Below are 17,629 nucleotides of genomic sequence, written 5' to 3'. Positions count from 1 at the left end.
GGATGACAGATGTCATATGAGGAACCGTCAGCACGCGGGCCCCCGGGGGAGTGTCAGCCCGTCGCGCGGTCCAGCCGTACCGCGCTCTCCAGCAGCAGCGCGTGGACGAACGCCTGCGGCAGGTTGCCGCGCAGCCGGCGGTTGCGGACGTCGTACTCCTCCGCGAACAGCCCGGCCTGCCCCGCGGCCGTCCGGGTCCGCTCGAACCAGCGGCCCGCCTCCACCGGCAGGCCGTGCTCCAGGCAGACGGAGCACATCAGGAACCCGCCCAGCAGGAAGGCGCCCTCCGCCTCGCCCAGGGGGCCGTCCCCGTGCCGGAAGCGGTACACGAACCCGTCCTCGGCCAGCTCCCGGGTGACGGCCTCCCGGGTGGCCGCCGCGACCGGGCGCGGGCCCGGCCAGTATGGCGAGGCCAGCGGCCGCAGCAGGGCCGCGTCCGGGCGGGGGTCCGTGGCGGAGCGCTGCCAGCGGCCCGAGGGGTGCAGGCACCGCCGCCGCGTTTCCCGCAGGATCGTTTCCGCGAGCTCGTTCCAGCGGGACCCGGCCGCACCCCCGATCTCCCGCGCGGCCGCCCGCAGCCCGGTGACCGCGGCCAGCCGGGAGTGCGTCCACCAGGCCGGGTCCAGCTCCCACAGCCCCGCGTCCGGGCGGTCCCAGTACTCCTCCAGGACCTTCCCGGCGACCACCGCCGCCCGCAGACCGTCCTCGGGCAGGCGGTCGTGGCGGGCCGCCGCCGCGAGGAGCTCCAGCACCTCCCCGAAGGTGTCCAGCTGGAACTGCGCCCCGGCGCGGTTGCCGATCCGGTCGGCCCCGCCCGGGTAGCCGCACAGCGGCAGCCGGCGCTCGGGCGGCACCGGCGAGCCGTCGGTGCGGTACGCGGGCCGCAGCCCCGGCCCATCCGCGAGCACCCGCGCGGCGGCCACCCGCGCGGCGGCGTCCGTCAGCGGGTGCGGGCCGTGCACGGCCACCGCCTGGCCGGCGTAGCACTGGTCGCGCAGCCAGGCGTAGCGGTAGTCGTAGTCCCGGCCGGCGTCGGCGTGCTCGGGCAGGGAGGTGGTGGCCGCCGCGACCATGGCACCGGTGCGCGGGCTGGTGAGGCCGGTGAGGACGGCGTACGCCTGGCGCACGTCCCGCGCGGCCGTCAGCCCGGAGCACGCGGGCACCGCCGCCGCCCAGAACTCCCGCGTACGCCGCCACGCGGACCCGGCGTCGACCGGCTCGCCCAGCGGCCGGTCGCCGATCTCCAGCACCAGGTCGTGCACGCCGCCCTCCCGCAGGCCGACGAGCGCGTCCAGCTCCCCCTCCGGCCCGGTACGGACCGCGTCCAGACCGTCCAGCCGCACCCGCAGCGGGCCGCACGCCCCCTCCCACCGCCGTTCCCCGGCCCTCCGGAGCACCGGCGCGGGCGCGCTCCCGTACTCCCCGCGCACCGCGAGCCGTACGGTCATCCGCACGGCTCCCGCCACGGCCCGGATCCGCCGCAGCAGCACCGCCCGGTGCGCCTGCGCCGGGGCGGCCAGGGCCTCGCGGCACTCCACCACCGCGTCCGGCAGCGTCCAGCGGGCGGTCCAGATGAGCGAGCCCTCCGCGTACGAGCCGCCCGAGACCTTCCAGGAGGGTTCCGGACGTACCGTGAACGCGCCCGCGCCTCCGATGAGTTCCGAGAAAACGGCCGGATCGTCCCAGCCGGGCACGCACAGCCACACCACGTCCCCGTCCGGCCCCGTCAGCGCGCCGCGCTCTCCGTCGGCCAGCAGCGCGTAGTCCCGCAGCGGCCGCGGCACGTGACGCGGTCCCGGGCGGGGTTCGGCAGACCGGCGTTCCGTGGGACTCATCCCCTCTCGCTGGACGGTTCGGCGGCCCGGGCCGCACTCAGGCGACCCGGTACTCCTCCACCCCGCTCCGGCGCAGTGCCAGCCCCAGCCCGGGCGCCCCCGAGGCCGCGGGCCGTACGGTGCCCCCGGACGGGTCCAGCAGCCCGTCGCCCTCGAAGAGCAACGGCTCCAGCCGGGCGTGGTCGCGGAACCACTCGACATGCCGGAAGTTCGGTACGCAGGCCGCCGGATGGGCGTGGACGTGCGGGGCGCAGTGCGCCGACAGCTCCAGCCCCCGCGCCCGTGCCAGCGCGGCCACCCGCAGCCACTCGGTGATCCCGCCGCAGCGGGTGGCGTCCGCCTGGAGGCAGTCCACCGCCCCGGCGTCCGTCATCCGTGCGAAGTAGGGCAGGTCGTAGCCGTACTCGCCGGCCGCCACGTCGCTGTCGAGGCGGTCGCGCAGCATCCGCAGCCCGGCCAGGTCGTCGGAGGACACCGGTTCCTCGAACCAGCAGACCTCGTACGCCGACAGCTCGCGGCCCACGCGGAGCGCCTGCCCGCGTGCGTAGGCCCCGTTGGCGTCCACGTACAGCTCGGCCTCGGGGCCGATCACCTCCCGGGCCAGCGCCACCCGGGCCAGGTCGCGGCCCACCGCCCGGCCCCGGTCCTGCCCGATCTTGATCTTCACGCGCGGGATGTGGAGACCGTGGACCCAGCTCTCCAGCTGCGCCCGCAGCCGCGCGTCCGGTTCCGTGGTGAACCCGCCGCTCCCGTACACCGGCACCTCCGGGCATACCACCCCGACCAGGTCCGCCAACGGCAGTCCCAGCAGGCGCGCCTTGAGGTCCCACAGGGCGACGTCCACCGCCGAGATCGCGCACGAGGCGACACCGGGCCGTCCCGCGTTGCGCACCGCCCGGCACATCGACTCGTGCAGCCCCGCCACCCCGAAAGCGTCGCGCCCCGTCACCACGCCGGCCAGCAGCTCCCGCACCAGGTGCGCGGTCGCGGCCGGGGCGTAGGTCCAGCCCAGGCCGTGCACACCGCCCGCCCACGCCTCCACCACCACCGCGGTGGTGGCATCCCAGGCGAGGGTGCCGTCCCCCTCCGGCACCTCGGTCGGCACGGTGTACGCGGCCACCTCGATCCGCTCGAGCGGGATGTCCCCGCCGTCCTCGCGCGCACGCATCCGGGACCTCCTCGCCGTGGACGCCCAGCGCCTACCCGGGCACACCGCGCCCAGTCCTCCGCGCGCGGCGTGTGCGCACGGGCCGCCGGGGTAGGCGCAGGGGCGGACCGGAGGCGGCCCGGACGGGAGGAAATGCAGGAATGGACGAGCGGCACGCCCCCGTGGCCCCGGCCGGCGCGCGACGGGACGAGCGGGGGCGGCACGAGAGCAGGGAGGAGCGGGCCGACCGGCAGTGGCAGGAGCTGATGCAGGAGATCAGGGTCGCCCAGACGGGCGTACAGATCCTGTTCGGCTTCCTGCTGACGGTCGCCTTCACCCCCCACTTCCAGCAGCTCTCCGGCACCGACCGGGCCATCTACGTCAGCACGGTGGTGGTCGGCTCGCTGGCGGCGGGCGCGCTCATCGGCCCGGTGTCCTTCCACCGCATCGTCTCGGGCCGCCGGATCAAACCCCAGGCGGTGCTCTGGGCCTCGCGCCTGACCCTGACCGGCGTCGTGCTGCTGCTGGCCACCTTCATCTCCGCCCTGCTGCTCGTCCTGCGCGTGGCCATCCACGGGGTCCTCGTCCCGTGCCTGGTCAGCGGGGTGGCGGGCTGGTACCTGCTGTGCTGGTTCGTGCTGCCCCTGTGGGCGCGCGAGCGGCACACCGACGAACGGTGAGGACGCACCGCGACGACAGGGAGCCCGACACCATGGACACGACCCGCGGTGAGCACCACCGCCCCCGCCAGACCGTGGTCGTCACCGGAGCGAGCGCCGGCGTCGGCCGCGCCACCGCCCTTGCGTTCGCCGCGCGCGGCGCCCGGGTGGCGCTGATCGCCCGCGGCCGCGCCGGGCTCGAAGCGGCGGCCAACGAGGTGGCGCGGGCGGGCGGCACCCCCCTGGTGCTGCCCGCCGACGTCAGCGACCCCGCACAGGTGTCGGCGGCCGCGGACCAGGTGGAGGCCGTCTTCGGGCCCGTCGACGTCTGGGTCAACGTCGCCTTCACCACCGTCTTCGCGCCGTTCGTCGAGATCCGCCCCGAGGAGTTCCGGCGCGTCACCGAGGTCAGCTACCTCGGCTACGTCCACGGCACGCGGGCCGCGCTGGACCGGATGCTGCCCCGGAACAAGGGGACGATCGTCCAGGTGGGATCCGTGCTCGGCGAACGCTCGATCCCGCTCCAGTCGGCGTACTGCGGAGCCAAGCACGCCGTCCAGGGCTTCACCTCGGCCGTACGCACCGAACTCATGCACTACGGCAGCCGGGTGAAGGTGACGGTGGTCCAGCTGCCGGCCGTCAACACCCCCCAGTTCTCCTGGGGCCTGTCGCGGCTGCCGCACCGGCCGCAGCCCGTGCCGCCCATCTACCAGCCGGAAGTCGCCGCCCGGGCCATCGTGTACGCCGCCGACCATCCGGGCCGCCGCATGTACTGCGTCGGCGGCCGCGCCCTGGCCGCCGTGATCGCCAACCGGATCGTGCCGGGCCTGCTGGACCGCTACCTCGCCCGCACCGGCTTCTCCTCCCAGCAGACCCCCGAGCCGAACCGCGAGGACCGCCCGCACAACCTGTGGCACCCCCTCGACGGCGAGGACGGCCGCGACTACGGGGCCCACGGGGGCTTCGACGACCGCTCCCACCCGCGTTCCCCCGAGGCGTGGGCGGCCCGCCGCCCGCGCCTGCTGTGGACCGGCGCCGCGACGGCGGCGGCCGGCCTGGCCGTGACGGCCCTGCGCCATCGCGGCGAGGGGCACCGCCCCTCGTAGCCGCACGACGTACGCGGGCCCGGCGGGGAGTTGCCGGCTCCCCGCCGGGCCCGCGTACCCACGTCAGGGCCTCGCCGTGCGCGTCACAACGGTGCACGTGGGTTGCGCCGGTGGGCCATGACGTCGCCGGCCGCGCGGTGCCCCCGCGCACCCCCGCGCACCGCCTTGGGGGCGCCCCGTTCCGGGTGCTCCCGCGGCGGGGGCCCGTCCAGGGCGAGGGCGAGGGCCTCGGCCAGGTGCAGCGCCCGGCGCCCCGTGCCCGCCTGCTCGATCTGGGTCCGGCAGCTGAAGCCGTCCGCCAGGACGAAGGCGTCGTCGGCGGTCGCGCGGACGGCCGGCAGCACACCCTGCTCGGCGATGGCCAGCGACAGCTCGTAGTGCCCGCGCTCGAAGCCGAAGTTGCCCGCCAGCCCGCAGCAACCGGCGTCGAGCACATCGGCGTCGAGCCCGGCCCGCCGCATCAGCTCCTGGTCCGCCTCGGTGCCCAGCTCCGCGTACTGGTGGCAGTGGGTCTGCACCGTCGCCGCCCGCACCGCCCGCGGCGGCCGCCATGCCTCGGGGGCGTGGTGGACGAGCTGTTCGGCGAAGGTGCGCGTCTGCGCGGCCAGCCGCCGGGTGTCCTCGTCCCCGGCCAGCAGCTCCGGCGCGTCGGACCGCAGCGCGGCCGCGCAGGAGGGCTCCAGCGCGACGACAGGCGCTCCGGCTTCCAGCCAGGGGCGCAGGATCCGCGTGGTGCGCTCCAGCACCCGGCGCGCGGTGGCGAGCTGCCCGGTGGAGATCCAGGTCAGCCCGCAGCACACCGGGGCGGTCGGGACCGCCACGCGGAAACCGGCGTCCTCCAGGACGCGGACGGCCGCGCGGGCGATCTGCGGATGGAAGTGGTTGGTGAACGTGTCCGGCCACAGCACCACGGTGCGCGCGTCGTCCGGCCGGGGCTCGGGACGCCGTGCGCGCCGCCAGACCTCCTGGAAGGAGGCGGCGGCGAACGGCGGCGCCTCCCGGCGGGGATCCACGCCCGCCGCCAGCTTCCCCAGCCGGCCCAGCACCGGCGCCCGCAGAGCGGCGTTGGCCAGGCCCGGACCGGTGCGCGCGAGCCGCGCCCACAGCGGCAGCCAGCCCAGGGAGTAGTGCGCGGGCGGGCGCAGCCGCCGGCGGTAGTGCTGTGCGAGGAACTCCGCCTTGTACGTGGCCATGTCGACGCCCACCGGGCAGTCGGAGGCGCAGCCCTTGCAGGACAGGCACAGGTCGAGCGCGTCCCGTACCTCGGTGGAGCGCCAGCCGCCGCCGACGGGGGAGTCGCCGTGCCCGTCGAGCATCTCGAACAGCAGCCGGGCCCGGCCCCGCGTCGAGTGCTCCTCCTCCAGGGTGGCCCGGTACGAGGGGCACATCACCCCGCCCTCGTGCGTACGGCAGTTGCCGACGCCCACGCACCGCTGCACGGCCCGGTTGAAGTCGTGGCCGTCCTGGGAGTAGGCGAAGTAGGTGGCGTGCTGCGCCCGGGGCCGCCAGCCGGGACCCAGACGCAGGTGGGAGTCCACCGGGTGGGGGGCGATCACTTTGCCGGGGTTCATCCGGTCGCCCGGGTCGAAGAGCGCCTTGACCTCGCCCATCGCCTCCATGAGCGCCGTACCGAACATCCGCGGCAGCAGCTCGCCGCGCGCCTGCCCGTCGCCGTGCTCGCCCGACAGCGACCCGCCGTACGAGGACACCAGATCGGCCGCGTCGCACAGGAACGAGCGGAACGCCTCCACCCCCTTGGCGTCGCGCAGCCCGAAGGGGATCCGGGTGTGCACGCAGCCCTGGCCGAAGTGCCCGTACAGGGAGGCTTTCTGGTAGCCGTAGCGCCGGTACAGCCGCTCCAGGTCCCGCAGGTAGGCGCCCAGCCGCTCGGGGGCGACGGCGGAGTCCTCCCAGCCCTCCCAGGTCTCCGAACCGTCCGGCGGCCGGGCCGTCACCCCGAGCCCCGCCTCACGGGCCTTGAGGAACTCCTGCTCCCGGGGCGGGTCGTCGGAGAACGCCACCGAGGGGTCGTCCTGGCCCCGGCCGAGGGCGTGCAGCAGCTCCCGCGCCTGCCGGTCCGCCTCCTCCTTGCTGTGGGCGGTGAACTGCACGAGGAGCCAGGCGTCGCCCTCGGGCAGCAGCTCCACGGAACGCAGGTGGACCTTCTCCTCGCGCATCAGCTGCGCCATACGGCCGTCGACGGCTTCGAGCTGCGCGGGCCGGCAGTGCTCCAGGACGGAGGGCACCGCGTCGGCGGCCGCGTACACGTCCTCGTAGCCGAGGACGAGCAGGGCTTCGGCCGCCGGGACCTCGACCAGGTCCAGCTCCGCCCGCAGGACCGTCACCAGCGTGCCCTCGCTGCCCACCAGGGCCCGGGCCACGTGGAACCCGTTCTCGGGGAGCAGCGAGTCCAGGTTGTACCCCGACACCCGCCGGGGGATCTTCGGGTAGCCGCGGCGGATCTCGGCCATGTGGCGTGTGGCGATGTCCTTGAGCCCCTGGTGGAGCCGGGCCCGGGCCCCGCCCGCCGCGACGATCGCCTCGAACTCCCCGGGGCCGGCCGGGCCGGCCCAGAAGCGGTCCCCGGCGTAGGTGAGGACCTCCAGGCGCCGGACGTTGTCCACCGTCTTGCCGTACGCCTGCGCCGACGCCCCGCAGCTGTTGTTGCCGACCATCCCGCCGATCGTGCAGTGGCTGTGGGTGGCCGGTTTGGGGCCGAACTTCAGGCCGTACGGCTCCAGTTGCCGGTTGAGCTCGTCCAGGGCGATACCGGGCTCGGCGACGCAGGTGCGCGCCTGCGGGTCCACGGAGACCAGCCGGTTGCAGTACTTGGTCCAGTCGATCACCACGGCCTCGTTGGTGCACTGGCCGCCCAGGCTCGTCCCGCCGCCCCGCGACAGGACGGGGGCGCGGAAGCGCGCGCAGACCGACACCGCCCGCGCCCCGGCCTCCACGGACCGGGGGACGACCACCCCGAGGGGCACCTGCCGGTAGTTCGAGGCGTCGGTGGAGTAGGCGCCACGGCTGCCCGCGTCGAACCGGATCTCCCCGTCCACCTCGGCTTCCAGTGCGCGTTCCAGGCCGGCCAGGTCGACCGGCTCGGCCCCGGAGGTCATCAGCCGCCTCCTCCGGGCAGGAAGTCCTGGATCTTCGCCTTCAGCCCCTGGCGCATCACGGAACCCCGGTCGCTGTCCCCGTGCAGCACCGCCGAGGCGGATGCCTTGATCTGCTCCCAGGTGGCGTGCGGCGGGATCGGCGGGACCGCCGGGTCCGTACGGAAGTCGATGACGAAGGGACGGTCCGCCTCCAGCGCCTGGCGCCAGGCCGGCCCCACGTCCTCGGGCCGTTCCACCCGCACCCCGCCCAGGCCGAACAGGGCGGCCACGTCGGCGTAGCGGACGTCCGGGAGGGCCTGCGAGTCCTCGAACGCCGGGGCGCCCTGCATGGCCCGCATCTCCCAGGTCACCTGGTTGAGGTCCTGGTTGTTCAGCACCGCCACCACCATCCGCGGGTCCGACCACTGGCGGTAGTACTTCGCGGCCGTGATCAGCTCCGCCAGCCCGTTCATCTGCATGGCCCCGTCGCCGACGATCGCGATACCGGGGCGGTCCGGGTGGGCGAACTTGGCGCCGATCAGGTACGGCACCCCGGGGCCCATCGTGGCGAGCGTGCCGGAGAGGGAGCCGCGCATGCCCTCGCGCATCCGCAGGTGCCGGGCGTACCAGTTGGCCGCCGAACCGGAGTCCGCCGTGATGATCGCGTCGGCCGGCAGCAGCCCGTCCAGCTCGTGGACCACGTACTCGGGGTTGAGCGGGTCCGCCGCCACCTCGGCCCGCCGCTCCATGACCTCCCACCAGCGCTCGGTGTTCGCCTCGATGGTGTCGCGCCAGGCCCCGTCCCGCTGCCGTTCCAGCAGCGGCAGCAGCCGGCGCAGCGTCTCGGCGGCGTCGCCGACGAGGTTGAGCTCGAAGGGGTAGCGCAGCCCGACCATGGTCGGCTCCAGGTCGATCTGCACCGCCCGGGCCTGGCCGAACTCCGGCAGGAACTGGCTGTAGGGGAAGCTGGAGCCGACCACGAGGAGGGTGTCGCAGTCCCGCATCATCTCGTACGAGGCACGGGTGCCGAGCAGGCCGATCGACCCCGTCACGTACGGCAGGGTGTCCGGCAGCGCGTCCTTGCCCAGCAGCGCCTTCGCCACTCCCGCCCCGAGCACCTCGGCGACCTGCTCGACCTCCGCCCGGGCCTGCCGGGCGCCCTGCCCGATGAGGATCGCGGGCCGCTCGCCCGCGTTGAGGATCCGCGCCGCCCGGTGCAGCTCCTCGTCGGCGGGGACGGGGGCGTAGTGCCCCACCCCCAAGCTGGACGGGACCTGCTTGAAGGCGTGCGCGGGCGGCTCGTAGTCGAGTTCCTGCACGTCGCCGGGGATGATCAGGGCCGTCACCGTACGGCGGGTCGCGGCGATGCGCATGGCCCGGTCCAGGACGTTGGGCAGCTGCTCGGGGACCGTCACCATCTGGCAGTACTCGGAGGCCACGTCCTTGTACAGCGACAGCAGGTCCACCTCCTGCTGGTAGGAGCCGCCCATCGCGCTGCGGCTGGTCTGCCCGACGATCGCCACCACCGGCACGTGGTCGAGCTTGGCGTCGTACAGCCCGTTGAGCAGGTGGATCGCCCCGGGACCGGACGTCGCCACGCAGACCCCGGTCCGGCCGGAGAACTTCGCGTAGCCGACGGCTTCGAAGGCGGCCATCTCCTCGTGCCGGGCCTGGATGAACTGGGGCGCCTCCTTGGCCCGCCCCCAGGCGGCGAGGAGCCCGTTGATCCCGTCTCCGGGATAGGCGAAGACGTGCTCGACTTCCCACTCCCGCAGGCGCTGCAACACGTAGTCGGCTACCTTCATCGTCCTCTTTCCCTCCTGCTCGCTGGCTTCGGGCTGCGCCTGCCCCCGCGCTCCCACGCGAAACGACGCCGGCCCGCCGCCGCCCGCGCCGCCGTTTCGACCGCCGGGGTCCGGGGAAGGCGCAGGCGACGCCCGCCCGCCGACGGCGGTCCGGCCGCACACGCACGACGGGAAGGACCGGCTGCCCATGACCTCCAGCACCGACCACCGGCCCCGCGCCGCCCTCTTCGACCTCGACGGCACCCTCGTCGACACCAACTACCTCCACGCCCTGACCTGGTGGCAGGCCCTGCACCAGAACGGCCACGAGGTACCCATGGCCCGGATCCACCGGGCCATCGGCATGGGCGGCGACCGGATCCTCGAACACCTGCTCGGCGACGGGCGCGACCAGAGCCAGGACCAGCAACTGCGGGACGCGCACCACGCCCTCTACGCCGCCTGGTTCGACTCCCTGCCCGTTCTGGAGGGCGCCGCCGACCTGCTGCGCGCGATCGCCGCCCGGGGGCTGACCATCGTCCTGGCGAGTTCGGCCTCGGCCGACGAGGTGAAGGCCATCCGCGCCGCGCTCGACGTGGACGACGTCATCGCAGGGGCCACCTCCGCGGACGACGTCGACCGCTCCAAGCCCGCCCCCGACCTGGTCCGCCAGGCGCTCGCCCTCACCGACGCCGCGCCGGAGGAAGCCGTGTTCGTCGGCGACACCGTCTGGGACGTCGAGGCGGCCGCCCGCGCCGGAGTCCCCTGCATCGGCCTCCTCACCGGCGGCATCTCCGAGGCCGAACTCACCGCGGCCGGACCGGTGACCGTCTACCAGGGACCGCCGGAGCTGCTGCGCGCCCTCGACTCCAGCCCGCTGACCAGGATGGTCCCGCCGGCGCCGGCCCAGGGGTGACGAGGGCCGGTCAGGACCCCTCATGACCGGGTCCACCGGCCCCTGACCCCGGCGACGACCGACCCGCACCACCGAGGACCGAGGAGGCCCATGCGCCTGCGTACCAGCCGGCCCGACCGCCCCGGCTACACCCGGGTGCGCCACGGCCGGGGTTTCCGCTACCTGGACACGGCGGGACGGCCCCTCACCGACGAGGCCGAACGGGCGCGGATCCGCGCCCTGGTGATCCCGCCCGCCTGGCGCGACGTATGGATCTGCCCCTGGCCCGGCGGCCACATCCAGGCCATGGGCACCGACGAGGCCGGCCGCCGCCAGTACCTCTACCACCAGCGGTTCCGCGAACAGCAGGAGGCCGTCAAACACGCCCACGTCCTGGACGTCGCCACCCGCCTGCCCCGGCTGCGCGAGGCCGTGGCCCAGGACCTCGCCCTGCGCGGACTGGCCCGCGACCGGGTCCTGGCCTGCACCGCCCGCCTCCTGGACCTCGGTTTCTTCCGCGTCGGCGGGGCCGGCTACCGCAAGGACAACGGGGCGTACGGACTGACCACGCTCCTGCCCGAACACGCCCTGTGCCGCCGCGGCGAGGTCTGTTTCAGCTACCCCGGCAAGTCCGGCCAGGACCAGGCGCGCGCCCTGGTCGACCCCGCCGCGTACGAGGTGGTCCGGGCGCTGCTGCGCCGCCGGGCCTGCCGCGACGGCCAGAGCCAGCTGTTCGTCTACTGGGGCGGCCGCCGCTGGCACGACGTGCAGGCGGCCGACGTCAACGACTACCTCCGCGGCCGCTCGGGGACGGCCATCACCGCCAAGGACTTCCGCACCTGGCACGCCACCGTCCTCGCCGCCGTCGCCCTGGCCGTCTCCGTCGAGGCAGCCGACGGCTCCAAGGCCCGGCGCGCCCGCGCCATGACCCGGGCGGTGCGCGAGGTCAGCTCCTACCTGGGCAACACGCCTGCCGTCTGCCGGGCCTCCTACATCAATCCCCGGCTCTTCGAACTCTACGAGGACGGCCGCACCATCGCCCCGGCCCTCGACCGGCTGGGCAAGGACGTCACCTTCGGCCACCCCGCCACGCACGGCGCGGTCGAGGCCGCTGTCGTGCGCCTGCTGACGGGGGAGGACCCCGCGGGATGAGGGCCGCCGGTCCGGCTCAGCCCGTCCGGCGCGGTTGCCCGTCAGCCCACCGCGCCTGGTCCTCGGGCTCCGCCACGTCGGCCACGTCCGCGGAGTGCGGGGCCCGGTCGCCGGCCATCGGGGGCGTGGGCAGCCCGGCGCCCTCGCGCAGCCCTCGCAGGAAGGCCGTCATGGCCTCTCCGGACGCGTACCGCGGCTCCCAGTCCAGCTTCCGCCGGGCCCGGGCCGAGCTCATCAGCGGCAGCCGCAGCAGGGCGTCGAGCAGACCGGCCGGGGCCGGCACCAGGTGCATCCGCCAGGCCGCCGACAGCGCCGCCCGGGCCGGACGCAGCGGGAGGCGCACCACCCGGGTCTCCAGCATCCGGGCCAGCGCGGCCACGTCCAGCACGGGCTCCGCCGCCAGGTTGAACGCCCCGCGCACCGGCAGCCGTACCGCGGCGGCGTAGGCGTCCGCCGCGTCGTCGGTGTGCAGCGCCTGGAAACGCAGCCCCGGCAGATCGGGCAGGGCGGGCAGCAGCCCGGGCCGCACCAGCCGGCCCGGAAGGAGCGGCCCGGCGAAGATCCGGCGCTGCTCGGAGGCCGAGGTCTCCTTGAACAGGAACGCGGGCCGCATCCGCACCACCCGCATTTCGGGATGCGCCGCCTCGAACCCGTCGAGATACCGTTCGAGGTAGGACTTCTCCCGGGTGTAGGCGGCCCCCGGCCAGCCGTGCGTCGGCCAGGACTCGTCCACCGGGCGGTCGTACGCCGGCCCGGGCGCGTAGGCACCCACCGACGAGGCGTACACCACGGCCGGCACCCCGGCCGCCGCGGCCTCCTCGAACACCCGGACCGTGCCGAGCACGTTGGTCCGCCAGGTCTCCACCGGATCGTGCGTCGGCTGGAACTTCCACGCCAGATGGACGACCGCCCCCGCGCCCGCGAAGAGCGGGCCCAGGGGCGTACCGTCCGGGTCGATGTCGGCCGCGGCCCAGCGGACCCCCGGCTGCCGCCACCGGGGCACCCGCCGGGCCAGCCCCAGGACTTCCGTCACATGCGGATCGGCGGCCAGACGGCGCACCACACTGGTGCCGGCGTTGCCGGTGGCCCCGGTGACGACGACTTTCATGGCTAAGCCACCTTGTCATCCTTGCCGCGCCCCGTCAGCAGGTCACGAGCCCGGTCCACCAGCCCGATACCCGGGCCCAGCAGCTTGTTCGCCGGCGGGGTGGACGGCGAACCCGGGTGCGGGCGCGTCGGCGCCAGCTTCTTGGCCCGGCGGGTCTTGTCGCCCAGTTCGTCGAGGACGTCCTGGGTGCAGGCGTGACGCAGCGCGGGGAAGAGGTTCTGCTCCTCGTCGTAGATGTGGGCCAGGACCTCGGTCTCCAGCTCGCGCAGCACGGCGGTGAACCGGGTGCCGGCCGCGTCCTCCTCCTGGAGCTGCTTCATCAGCTCCTCGGCCCGGCCGTGGTCGGCGATCTCCTTGTCCGCGATGAGGTCGCCGTCCTGGAGGTGTTCGCGCAACGCCGGGTACAGGTACTGCTCCTCCGCGACCGAGTGGCGGACCAGTTCGATCGTGAGGAGGTCGGCGAGCTTGCGCCGTTCCTCCGGCACGCTGGTCCGGCCCAGCCGCTGGAAGTAGTCCTTGACCTCGTCGTGGTCCGTGGTCAGCTCCGCCACCACGTCACCGCCGTGTCCCATGGATTCGCGTCCTTTCCGTTCCTTGATCGTCCGGGTTCGGGTCACCCCGCGCCTGCCCCTGGCGGCCCCGTCCATGCCTGTCCCCCTCGGCGGCGCCCGTCTCCAGCGGGGGCGGGCCCGTCAGTCCGGCGCCTCGGTGGGCGGGGGAGTGGCGGGGACGGTGGCGTCGTCGCCCTCGTCGCCCTCGTCGCCCGCCTGGCCGCGCACGGCCTCCTCGGCCCGCTCGCGCTCCTCGCGGTCGCCCGCCTCACCGGGGGACCGCGACGGCGGCGAGGGCCGCTCCTCGGGCCGGCCTGCCCCGTCCGCTGCGTTCGCACCTGTCATCAGGGAACTCCTTCCACTGGGCTTCCACCGGGCATACCTGGTTGCACCGGGCATACCTCTCGGGCGGCTGCCCGTATCCATCCGGTGGAAACGGGCCGATTCCGCTCCGGCGGTGGACCGTGGAGGTGCGGGGTAGACGCCGGGCCCCGGGAACGGAGGCGGAGCGATGTCCAGGTCCAGTGGTGAGGTGTCCGGGGTCCCGGTGTGCGTGAGCCTGGCCACCCACGACCTCGAAGCGGCCGAGGGCTTCTACGGGGACGTCCTGGGCTGGCGGTTCCGCCGCAGCCGGCTCGGGGAGGAGTTCCGGGTGGCGTGCGCCGACGGGGTCCCGGTGGCCGGAATCGCCGCCGTCGTCCCCCGGCTGGGCGTTCCCATGGCCTGGACCCCGTACTTCGCCGTGCCGGACGCCGACCTGGTGGCGGCGCGCATCCGCGAGCGCGGTGCGACCACGGCCGTGGGCCCGCTGGCCTTCGCGACCGGGCGGGCGGCGCTCGCGGCCGACCCCGACGGCGCGGTCTTCGGGTTCTGGGAGGGCGAGGTCGGCCCCGAGCGGTGGCCCGAGGGGGAAGGACCCGTATGGGTGGAGCTCAAGGCGCGCGACGCGTTTGCCGCGGCCGTCTTCTACGGCGGGGTCCTCGACTGGGCCGCGGAGCGCCCCGGCTCCCTGGACGTCGCCTACGAACAGGACCACGTCGTCGTCAGGCGCGGCACGCGCACCGTGGCCCGCATCGACGCCGGAGCCGTGGAAGCCGCCCCCGACCCCCACGCGCGGCCGCGCTGGGAGGTCCACTTCGCCGTCCCCGACCTCGACGCGGCCGCCGACCGGGCCGTCCAGGCCGGCGGCGGCATCGCCCGCCCGGTCAGCACCTCCCTCACGGACCGCCGGATCACCCTGACCGACCGGGCCGGCACCCCCTTCACCGTCAGTGAGGCCGCCGTCTTCCCCTGACCCGTCCGCGTCACCCGGCCGGAAGCCATCCGGGTGAGCGGGCGAGGGACTTCGCTCCGCGGACGGTTCCCCGCCGCGCCCGGCCCCGCCGGCGCGGAACGTCCGCGGAGCGAAACCCCGCGGACCCCCGGCGTGTCGTCCCGGCCGCGCGCGGGCTCCCGCGGCGCGGTAGACCTGGGGGGCCCGTACGGCACGCAGGCCGCGCGCGGCAGGCCGCGGACATCCCCGTCCGGCCGTCCCCCACAAGGAGGAACGTTTGTGCTGGAACGCACCGCTCACCAGAACCGCACCGAAGTGACCTTCGTCCTGCCGGCCGGGGACCCCTCGGGGGACGTCAGTGTCGTCGGCGACTTCAATGACTGGACGCCCGGCGCCCACACCCTCACTCCCCGCCCCGACGGCCGGCGCGCCGTGACCGTGAAGCTGGAGCCCCGACGGGTCCACCAGTTCCGCTACCTCGCCGCCGGGGACTACTGGTTCAACGAGGACGAGGCCGACGGCCGCGAGGGCGAGAACAGCCGCCTGACCACGTGAACCGGTGCCGGCGCCCGCCCGGCGCCGGCCGGATACCCGCTCGGGGGGCGGGTGTCGGTCGAGGCCAGGCGGCGCCGGATCTGATGGGGTGGACCCGTCGACGCGCCGAGCGAGGAGGAGCCGCCACGCCGCGGACCCTCGCGGGGGAGGGATGCCGGATGCCCCTGGTTGCCGCTCCGGGACGCCGCCGCTGCGTGTCGCGCGACGCCGAGACCGCCCGTGCCTTCCTGGAAGCGGCCTACGGCTCCCGCATCGAACTCACCGTCCTGGCCCCGGGGGCGGAGCCGTACCGCCTCACCCACACCGACGCCGGCGACCTCGCCGGCGGAGACCTGGTGCTGCCCGGCCGGCTCGGGTTCGTCTCGGGTCCGCCGGCGCGGCTGGTCGTCGCCACCGTGCGGTCGGGCAGCCTCACCGTGCGCGACGGCCGCGACGAGTACCCGCTGACCGTCGGCCAGACCTTCCTCGACGGGCGCTTCGGCCGCCCCCTCACCACCCGCACCGAGGACCTCGAACTGCGGACGGTGGCCATCCCCTGGGAGGCGGTCCGTACGGCGGCCCGCCGGGCGGTCCCGGGAGACGACCGGCCAGTGCGTTTCACCGGCCTGCTGCCCCGCGACGCCGCGCACGCCACCGTCTGGGAGCGGACCGCCGAGTACGCGCACGCCGCCCTGCTGGCCCCGGACCTGCCCGCCTCCGCCCAGGTGCTCGCCGAATCGGCCCGGCTGCTGGCCGCGACGGCCCTCGCCGTGTTCCCCAACACCGCGCTCACCGCACCCCCCGAGCTCCCGCCCCCGGCCGACTGCCGGGACACCGCCTCCGACACCCTGCGCCGGGCCGCCGCGTTCATCGACGGCCACGCCGGCGAGGACATCGGGCTCGCCGACATCGCCGCCGCCGTTCCCGTCACCCCCCGCGCCCTGCAGTACGCCTTCGCCCGCCACGCCGACACCACCCCGCTCGGCTACCTGCGCCGGGTCCGCCTCGCCCGCGTCCACGAAGAGCTGCGGGCGGCGGCGCCCGGCGACGGGCTCAGCGTCTCCCGTATCGCCGCACGCTGGGGCTTCGCCCACGCGGGACGCTTCGCCGCCGCCTACCGGCAGGCGTACGGCTGCTCCCCGTCGCAGACCTTCAGGACGACGGGATGACCCGGGGGCGGCTCACTCCGCGAGGGCCTCCGCGGCGATGCGCAGGTCGGCCACCAGACCCCGGTAGGCGCTCTCCCGGTCCCGTGCGCGCAGCACCGCCGACGGGTGCACGGTCACCAGTACCCGGGCCCGCGGCGGCACCGGCCCGCCGCCCGCCTCCGCCCCGTCCCCGGAACCGTCGCCCGGCAGCGGCTCCAGCATCCCCCGGTGGTCCCCGACCCGGAACGGACCGCCGAACAGCGCCCGCCCCGCCGTCGCCCCCAGGGCCACCACCAGCGTGGGCCGGACCGCCGCCAGTTCCGCCACCAGCCACGGCCGGCAGGCCGTCATCTCGCGCAGGCTCGGGGCCTTGTGGATCCGCCGCTTGCCGGTCCCGGACGCGGTGAACTTGAAGTGCTTCACCGCGTTGGTGAAGTACACGGACGCCTCGTCGAGCCCCGCCTCGGCCAGGGCCCGGCGCAGCAGCGCGCCGGCCGGCCCCACGAACGGCTCGCCCTCGAGGTCCTCCCGGTCCCCGGGCTGCTCGCCCACCAGCAGCAGGCGCGCCCGGCGCGGCCCCGCGCCGAACACCGTCTGCGTGGCGTCCTCGTGCAGCGGGCAGCCCCGGCAGGAGGCCGCCGCCCGGCTCAGTTCACCGAGGTCCGCGGTGTCCGGGACGTAGGGCCGGGCGTCGTACTCCGTCTCGCCGCCGGTCCTCTCGCGTGCGTGCTGCGCCACCGCGCTCACCTCCCTGGCCTGCCGAGCCCCGCCCGGCGTCTTCACCCGCTGCGGCGGCGGCAAACCCGGCCCGCCGCACGTCGCGCGGGGCTCCCGGCGAGGGGCCGGCGGGGCGGGCGGGCCCGTCCGTGCGCCTGGGCCTGCCTGAGCGGTGCTCGGGAGCACCCGGCCGCGTTACGCGCCCTCGTCGTAGGTGCCCGCCTCCACCTCCAGGGCGAGCTGCTGGAGGACCTCGATGGAGGTGAGGTCCGTACGCCCGTTGTCGTGCGCGATGGCGAGGCTGGTGAACGCCAGGCTGAACCCGGACACCATCGTGTGCAGGGCCGGGCCGAGGGCCTCGGCCACCAGGGCCGCCACCTGCTGGGGCGTCGCGTCGGCGGGGACACGGATCGACGGCAGCATCTCGTTCAGCAGCAGCGTCGCCACCCCGGGCTCGTCCGCCCCGCCGCCGTCCTCGTCGTCCGTGCCGGTCTCCACGGCGCGGCGGATGTCCTGGGCCTCGGTGAGGATGCCGATCACCCGCTTGAGTATCTCTGCGCGTTCCATCTGCGGAGCGTAGCTCCGCACGGCGGCCGTCGCTGTGAAAACGCCAGGCCGCGCCTGC

16 protein-coding genes are annotated in these 17,629 nt (G+C 75.3%); 7 read left to right on the top strand and 9 right to left on the bottom strand.

Translation table 11 applies throughout. From position 1 onward, the window contains the following. Positions 1 to 53 precede the first annotated feature (53 nt). Both ABZ716_RS14470 and ABZ716_RS14465 read right to left on the bottom strand, forming a co-directional pair. Complete coding sequence (locus ABZ716_RS14470) at positions 54 to 1,784, bottom strand: glycoside hydrolase family 15 protein (protein ID WP_358959031.1); 1,731 nt, start codon at positions 1,782 to 1,784, stop codon at positions 54 to 56. An 88-nt stretch (positions 1,785 to 1,872) separates the two neighbouring features. Next, on the bottom strand, positions 1,873 to 3,003 hold the full coding sequence (locus ABZ716_RS14465) for an enolase C-terminal domain-like protein (protein ID WP_358959029.1): 1,131 nt from the start codon (positions 3,001 to 3,003) through the stop codon (positions 1,873 to 1,875). Positions 3,004 to 3,143: 140 nt separating this feature from the next. Between ABZ716_RS14465 and ABZ716_RS14460 the strand changes: the two genes are divergently transcribed. Both ABZ716_RS14460 and ABZ716_RS14455 read left to right on the top strand, forming a co-directional pair. After that, positions 3,144 to 3,662 (top strand): DUF6328 family protein, encoded by a 519-nt coding sequence (locus tag ABZ716_RS14460; RefSeq protein ID WP_358959027.1) that lies wholly within the window; start codon positions 3,144 to 3,146, stop codon positions 3,660 to 3,662. Between the two features lie 32 nt (positions 3,663 to 3,694). Continuing rightward, positions 3,695 to 4,747 (top strand): SDR family oxidoreductase, encoded by a 1,053-nt coding sequence (locus ABZ716_RS14455; RefSeq protein WP_358959025.1) that lies wholly within the window; start codon positions 3,695 to 3,697, stop codon positions 4,745 to 4,747. Between the two features lie 83 nt (positions 4,748 to 4,830). Here the strand turns inward: ABZ716_RS14455 and ABZ716_RS14450 are convergent, their stop codons facing one another. Both ABZ716_RS14450 and ABZ716_RS14445 read right to left on the bottom strand, forming a co-directional pair. Beyond that, positions 4,831 to 7,863: an FAD-linked oxidase C-terminal domain-containing protein gene (locus ABZ716_RS14450; protein ID WP_358959023.1), complete on the bottom strand. Its 3,033-nt coding sequence runs from the start codon at positions 7,861 to 7,863 to the stop codon at positions 4,831 to 4,833. Beyond that, entirely contained in the window at positions 7,863 to 9,647 is a 1,785-nt protein-coding gene (locus ABZ716_RS14445) for a thiamine pyrophosphate-requiring protein (RefSeq protein WP_358810780.1), read from the bottom strand. Before ABZ716_RS14445 ends, ABZ716_RS14450 begins: the two co-directional genes overlap by 1 nt. A 187-nt stretch (positions 9,648 to 9,834) precedes the next feature. On the opposite strand from ABZ716_RS14445, the gene ABZ716_RS14440 reads away from it, so the two are divergent. Both ABZ716_RS14440 and ABZ716_RS14435 read left to right on the top strand, forming a co-directional pair. After that, on the top strand, positions 9,835 to 10,542 hold the full coding sequence (locus ABZ716_RS14440; protein ID WP_358959021.1) for an HAD family hydrolase: 708 nt from the start codon (positions 9,835 to 9,837) through the stop codon (positions 10,540 to 10,542). 90 nt (positions 10,543 to 10,632) lie between these two features. Beyond that, positions 10,633 to 11,673, top strand: coding sequence for a DNA topoisomerase IB (locus ABZ716_RS14435; protein WP_358810782.1), 1,041 nt, complete (start codon positions 10,633 to 10,635; stop codon positions 11,671 to 11,673). Between the two features lie 16 nt (positions 11,674 to 11,689). Here ABZ716_RS14435 and ABZ716_RS14430 read toward each other — a convergent pair whose 3' ends face one another. From ABZ716_RS14430 to ABZ716_RS14420, 3 genes are all read right to left on the bottom strand, one after another. After that, a complete protein-coding gene (locus ABZ716_RS14430) occupies positions 11,690 to 12,781 on the bottom strand; it encodes an NAD-dependent epimerase/dehydratase family protein (protein ID WP_358810783.1) in 1,092 nt (363 codons plus the stop codon). A 2-nt stretch (positions 12,782 to 12,783) separates the two neighbouring features. Further along, positions 12,784 to 13,353 (bottom strand): hemerythrin domain-containing protein, encoded by a 570-nt coding sequence (locus ABZ716_RS14425; RefSeq protein ID WP_358810784.1) that lies wholly within the window; start codon positions 13,351 to 13,353, stop codon positions 12,784 to 12,786. Positions 13,354 to 13,473: 120 nt separating this feature from the next. Continuing rightward, positions 13,474 to 13,677 (bottom strand): hypothetical protein, encoded by a 204-nt coding sequence (locus tag ABZ716_RS14420; protein WP_358959018.1) that lies wholly within the window; start codon positions 13,675 to 13,677, stop codon positions 13,474 to 13,476. Between the two features lie 166 nt (positions 13,678 to 13,843). Here ABZ716_RS14420 and ABZ716_RS14415 point away from each other — a divergent pair, with 166 nt between their 5' ends. The 3 genes from ABZ716_RS14415 (at position 13,844) to ABZ716_RS14405 (ending at position 16,308) form a co-directional block, all read left to right on the top strand. Beyond that, complete coding sequence (locus ABZ716_RS14415) at positions 13,844 to 14,626, top strand: VOC family protein (RefSeq protein WP_358810786.1); 783 nt, start codon at positions 13,844 to 13,846, stop codon at positions 14,624 to 14,626. 258 nt (positions 14,627 to 14,884) lie between these two features. Continuing rightward, the gene (locus tag ABZ716_RS14410; protein ID WP_351890739.1) at positions 14,885 to 15,160 is read left to right on the top strand and encodes an isoamylase early set domain-containing protein; all 276 of its coding nucleotides are present in this window, start codon (positions 14,885 to 14,887) and stop codon (positions 15,158 to 15,160) included. A 158-nt stretch (positions 15,161 to 15,318) separates the two neighbouring features. Next, positions 15,319 to 16,308, top strand: a complete 990-nt coding sequence (locus tag ABZ716_RS14405; protein WP_358959016.1) for a helix-turn-helix transcriptional regulator — start codon at positions 15,319 to 15,321, stop codon at positions 16,306 to 16,308. Between the two features lie 12 nt (positions 16,309 to 16,320). Here ABZ716_RS14405 and ABZ716_RS14400 read toward each other — a convergent pair whose 3' ends face one another. Beyond that, positions 16,321 to 17,034, bottom strand: coding sequence for a UdgX family uracil-DNA binding protein (locus ABZ716_RS14400; RefSeq protein ID WP_358959014.1), 714 nt, complete (start codon positions 17,032 to 17,034; stop codon positions 16,321 to 16,323). A 165-nt stretch (positions 17,035 to 17,199) separates the two neighbouring features. Next, positions 17,200 to 17,571, bottom strand: coding sequence for a hypothetical protein (locus ABZ716_RS14395; protein ID WP_358810788.1), 372 nt, complete (start codon positions 17,569 to 17,571; stop codon positions 17,200 to 17,202). Positions 17,572 to 17,629 lie beyond the last annotated feature (58 nt).

Source organism: Streptomyces sp. NPDC006687 (genome assembly GCF_040636215.1).
In the GTDB taxonomy this organism is placed as follows: Bacteria; Actinomycetota; Actinomycetes; order Streptomycetales; family Streptomycetaceae; genus Streptomyces.
This window is presented reverse-complemented; position numbering and strand designations above follow the sequence as displayed.

Excerpts from the sequence above, each read along its gene's own strand:
- ABZ716_RS14405 (WP_358959016.1), top strand. The coding sequence starts at position 15,319 with ATGCCCCTGGTTGCCGCTCCGGGACGCCGCCGCTGCGTGTCGCGCGAC.
- ABZ716_RS14455 (WP_358959025.1), top strand. The coding sequence starts at position 3,695 with ATGGACACGACCCGCGGTGAGCACCACCGCCCCCGCCAGACCGTGGTC.
- ABZ716_RS14465 (WP_358959029.1), bottom strand. The coding sequence starts at position 3,003 with ATGCGTGCGCGCGAGGACGGCGGGGACATCCCGCTCGAGCGGATCGAG.
- ABZ716_RS14425 (WP_358810784.1), bottom strand. The coding sequence starts at position 13,353 with ATGGGACACGGCGGTGACGTGGTGGCGGAGCTGACCACGGACCACGAC.
- ABZ716_RS14415 (WP_358810786.1), top strand. The coding sequence starts at position 13,844 with ATGTCCAGGTCCAGTGGTGAGGTGTCCGGGGTCCCGGTGTGCGTGAGC.
- ABZ716_RS14435 (WP_358810782.1), top strand. The coding sequence starts at position 10,633 with ATGCGCCTGCGTACCAGCCGGCCCGACCGCCCCGGCTACACCCGGGTG.
- ABZ716_RS14445 (WP_358810780.1), bottom strand. The coding sequence starts at position 9,647 with ATGAAGGTAGCCGACTACGTGTTGCAGCGCCTGCGGGAGTGGGAAGTC.
- ABZ716_RS14450 (WP_358959023.1), bottom strand. The coding sequence starts at position 7,863 with ATGACCTCCGGGGCCGAGCCGGTCGACCTGGCCGGCCTGGAACGCGCA.
- ABZ716_RS14420 (WP_358959018.1), bottom strand. The coding sequence starts at position 13,677 with ATGACAGGTGCGAACGCAGCGGACGGGGCAGGCCGGCCCGAGGAGCGG.
- ABZ716_RS14440 (WP_358959021.1), top strand. The coding sequence starts at position 9,835 with ATGACCTCCAGCACCGACCACCGGCCCCGCGCCGCCCTCTTCGACCTC.
- ABZ716_RS14430 (WP_358810783.1), bottom strand. The coding sequence starts at position 12,781 with ATGAAAGTCGTCGTCACCGGGGCCACCGGCAACGCCGGCACCAGTGTG.
- ABZ716_RS14395 (WP_358810788.1), bottom strand. The coding sequence starts at position 17,571 with ATGGAACGCGCAGAGATACTCAAGCGGGTGATCGGCATCCTCACCGAG.
- ABZ716_RS14460 (WP_358959027.1), top strand. The coding sequence starts at position 3,144 with ATGGACGAGCGGCACGCCCCCGTGGCCCCGGCCGGCGCGCGACGGGAC.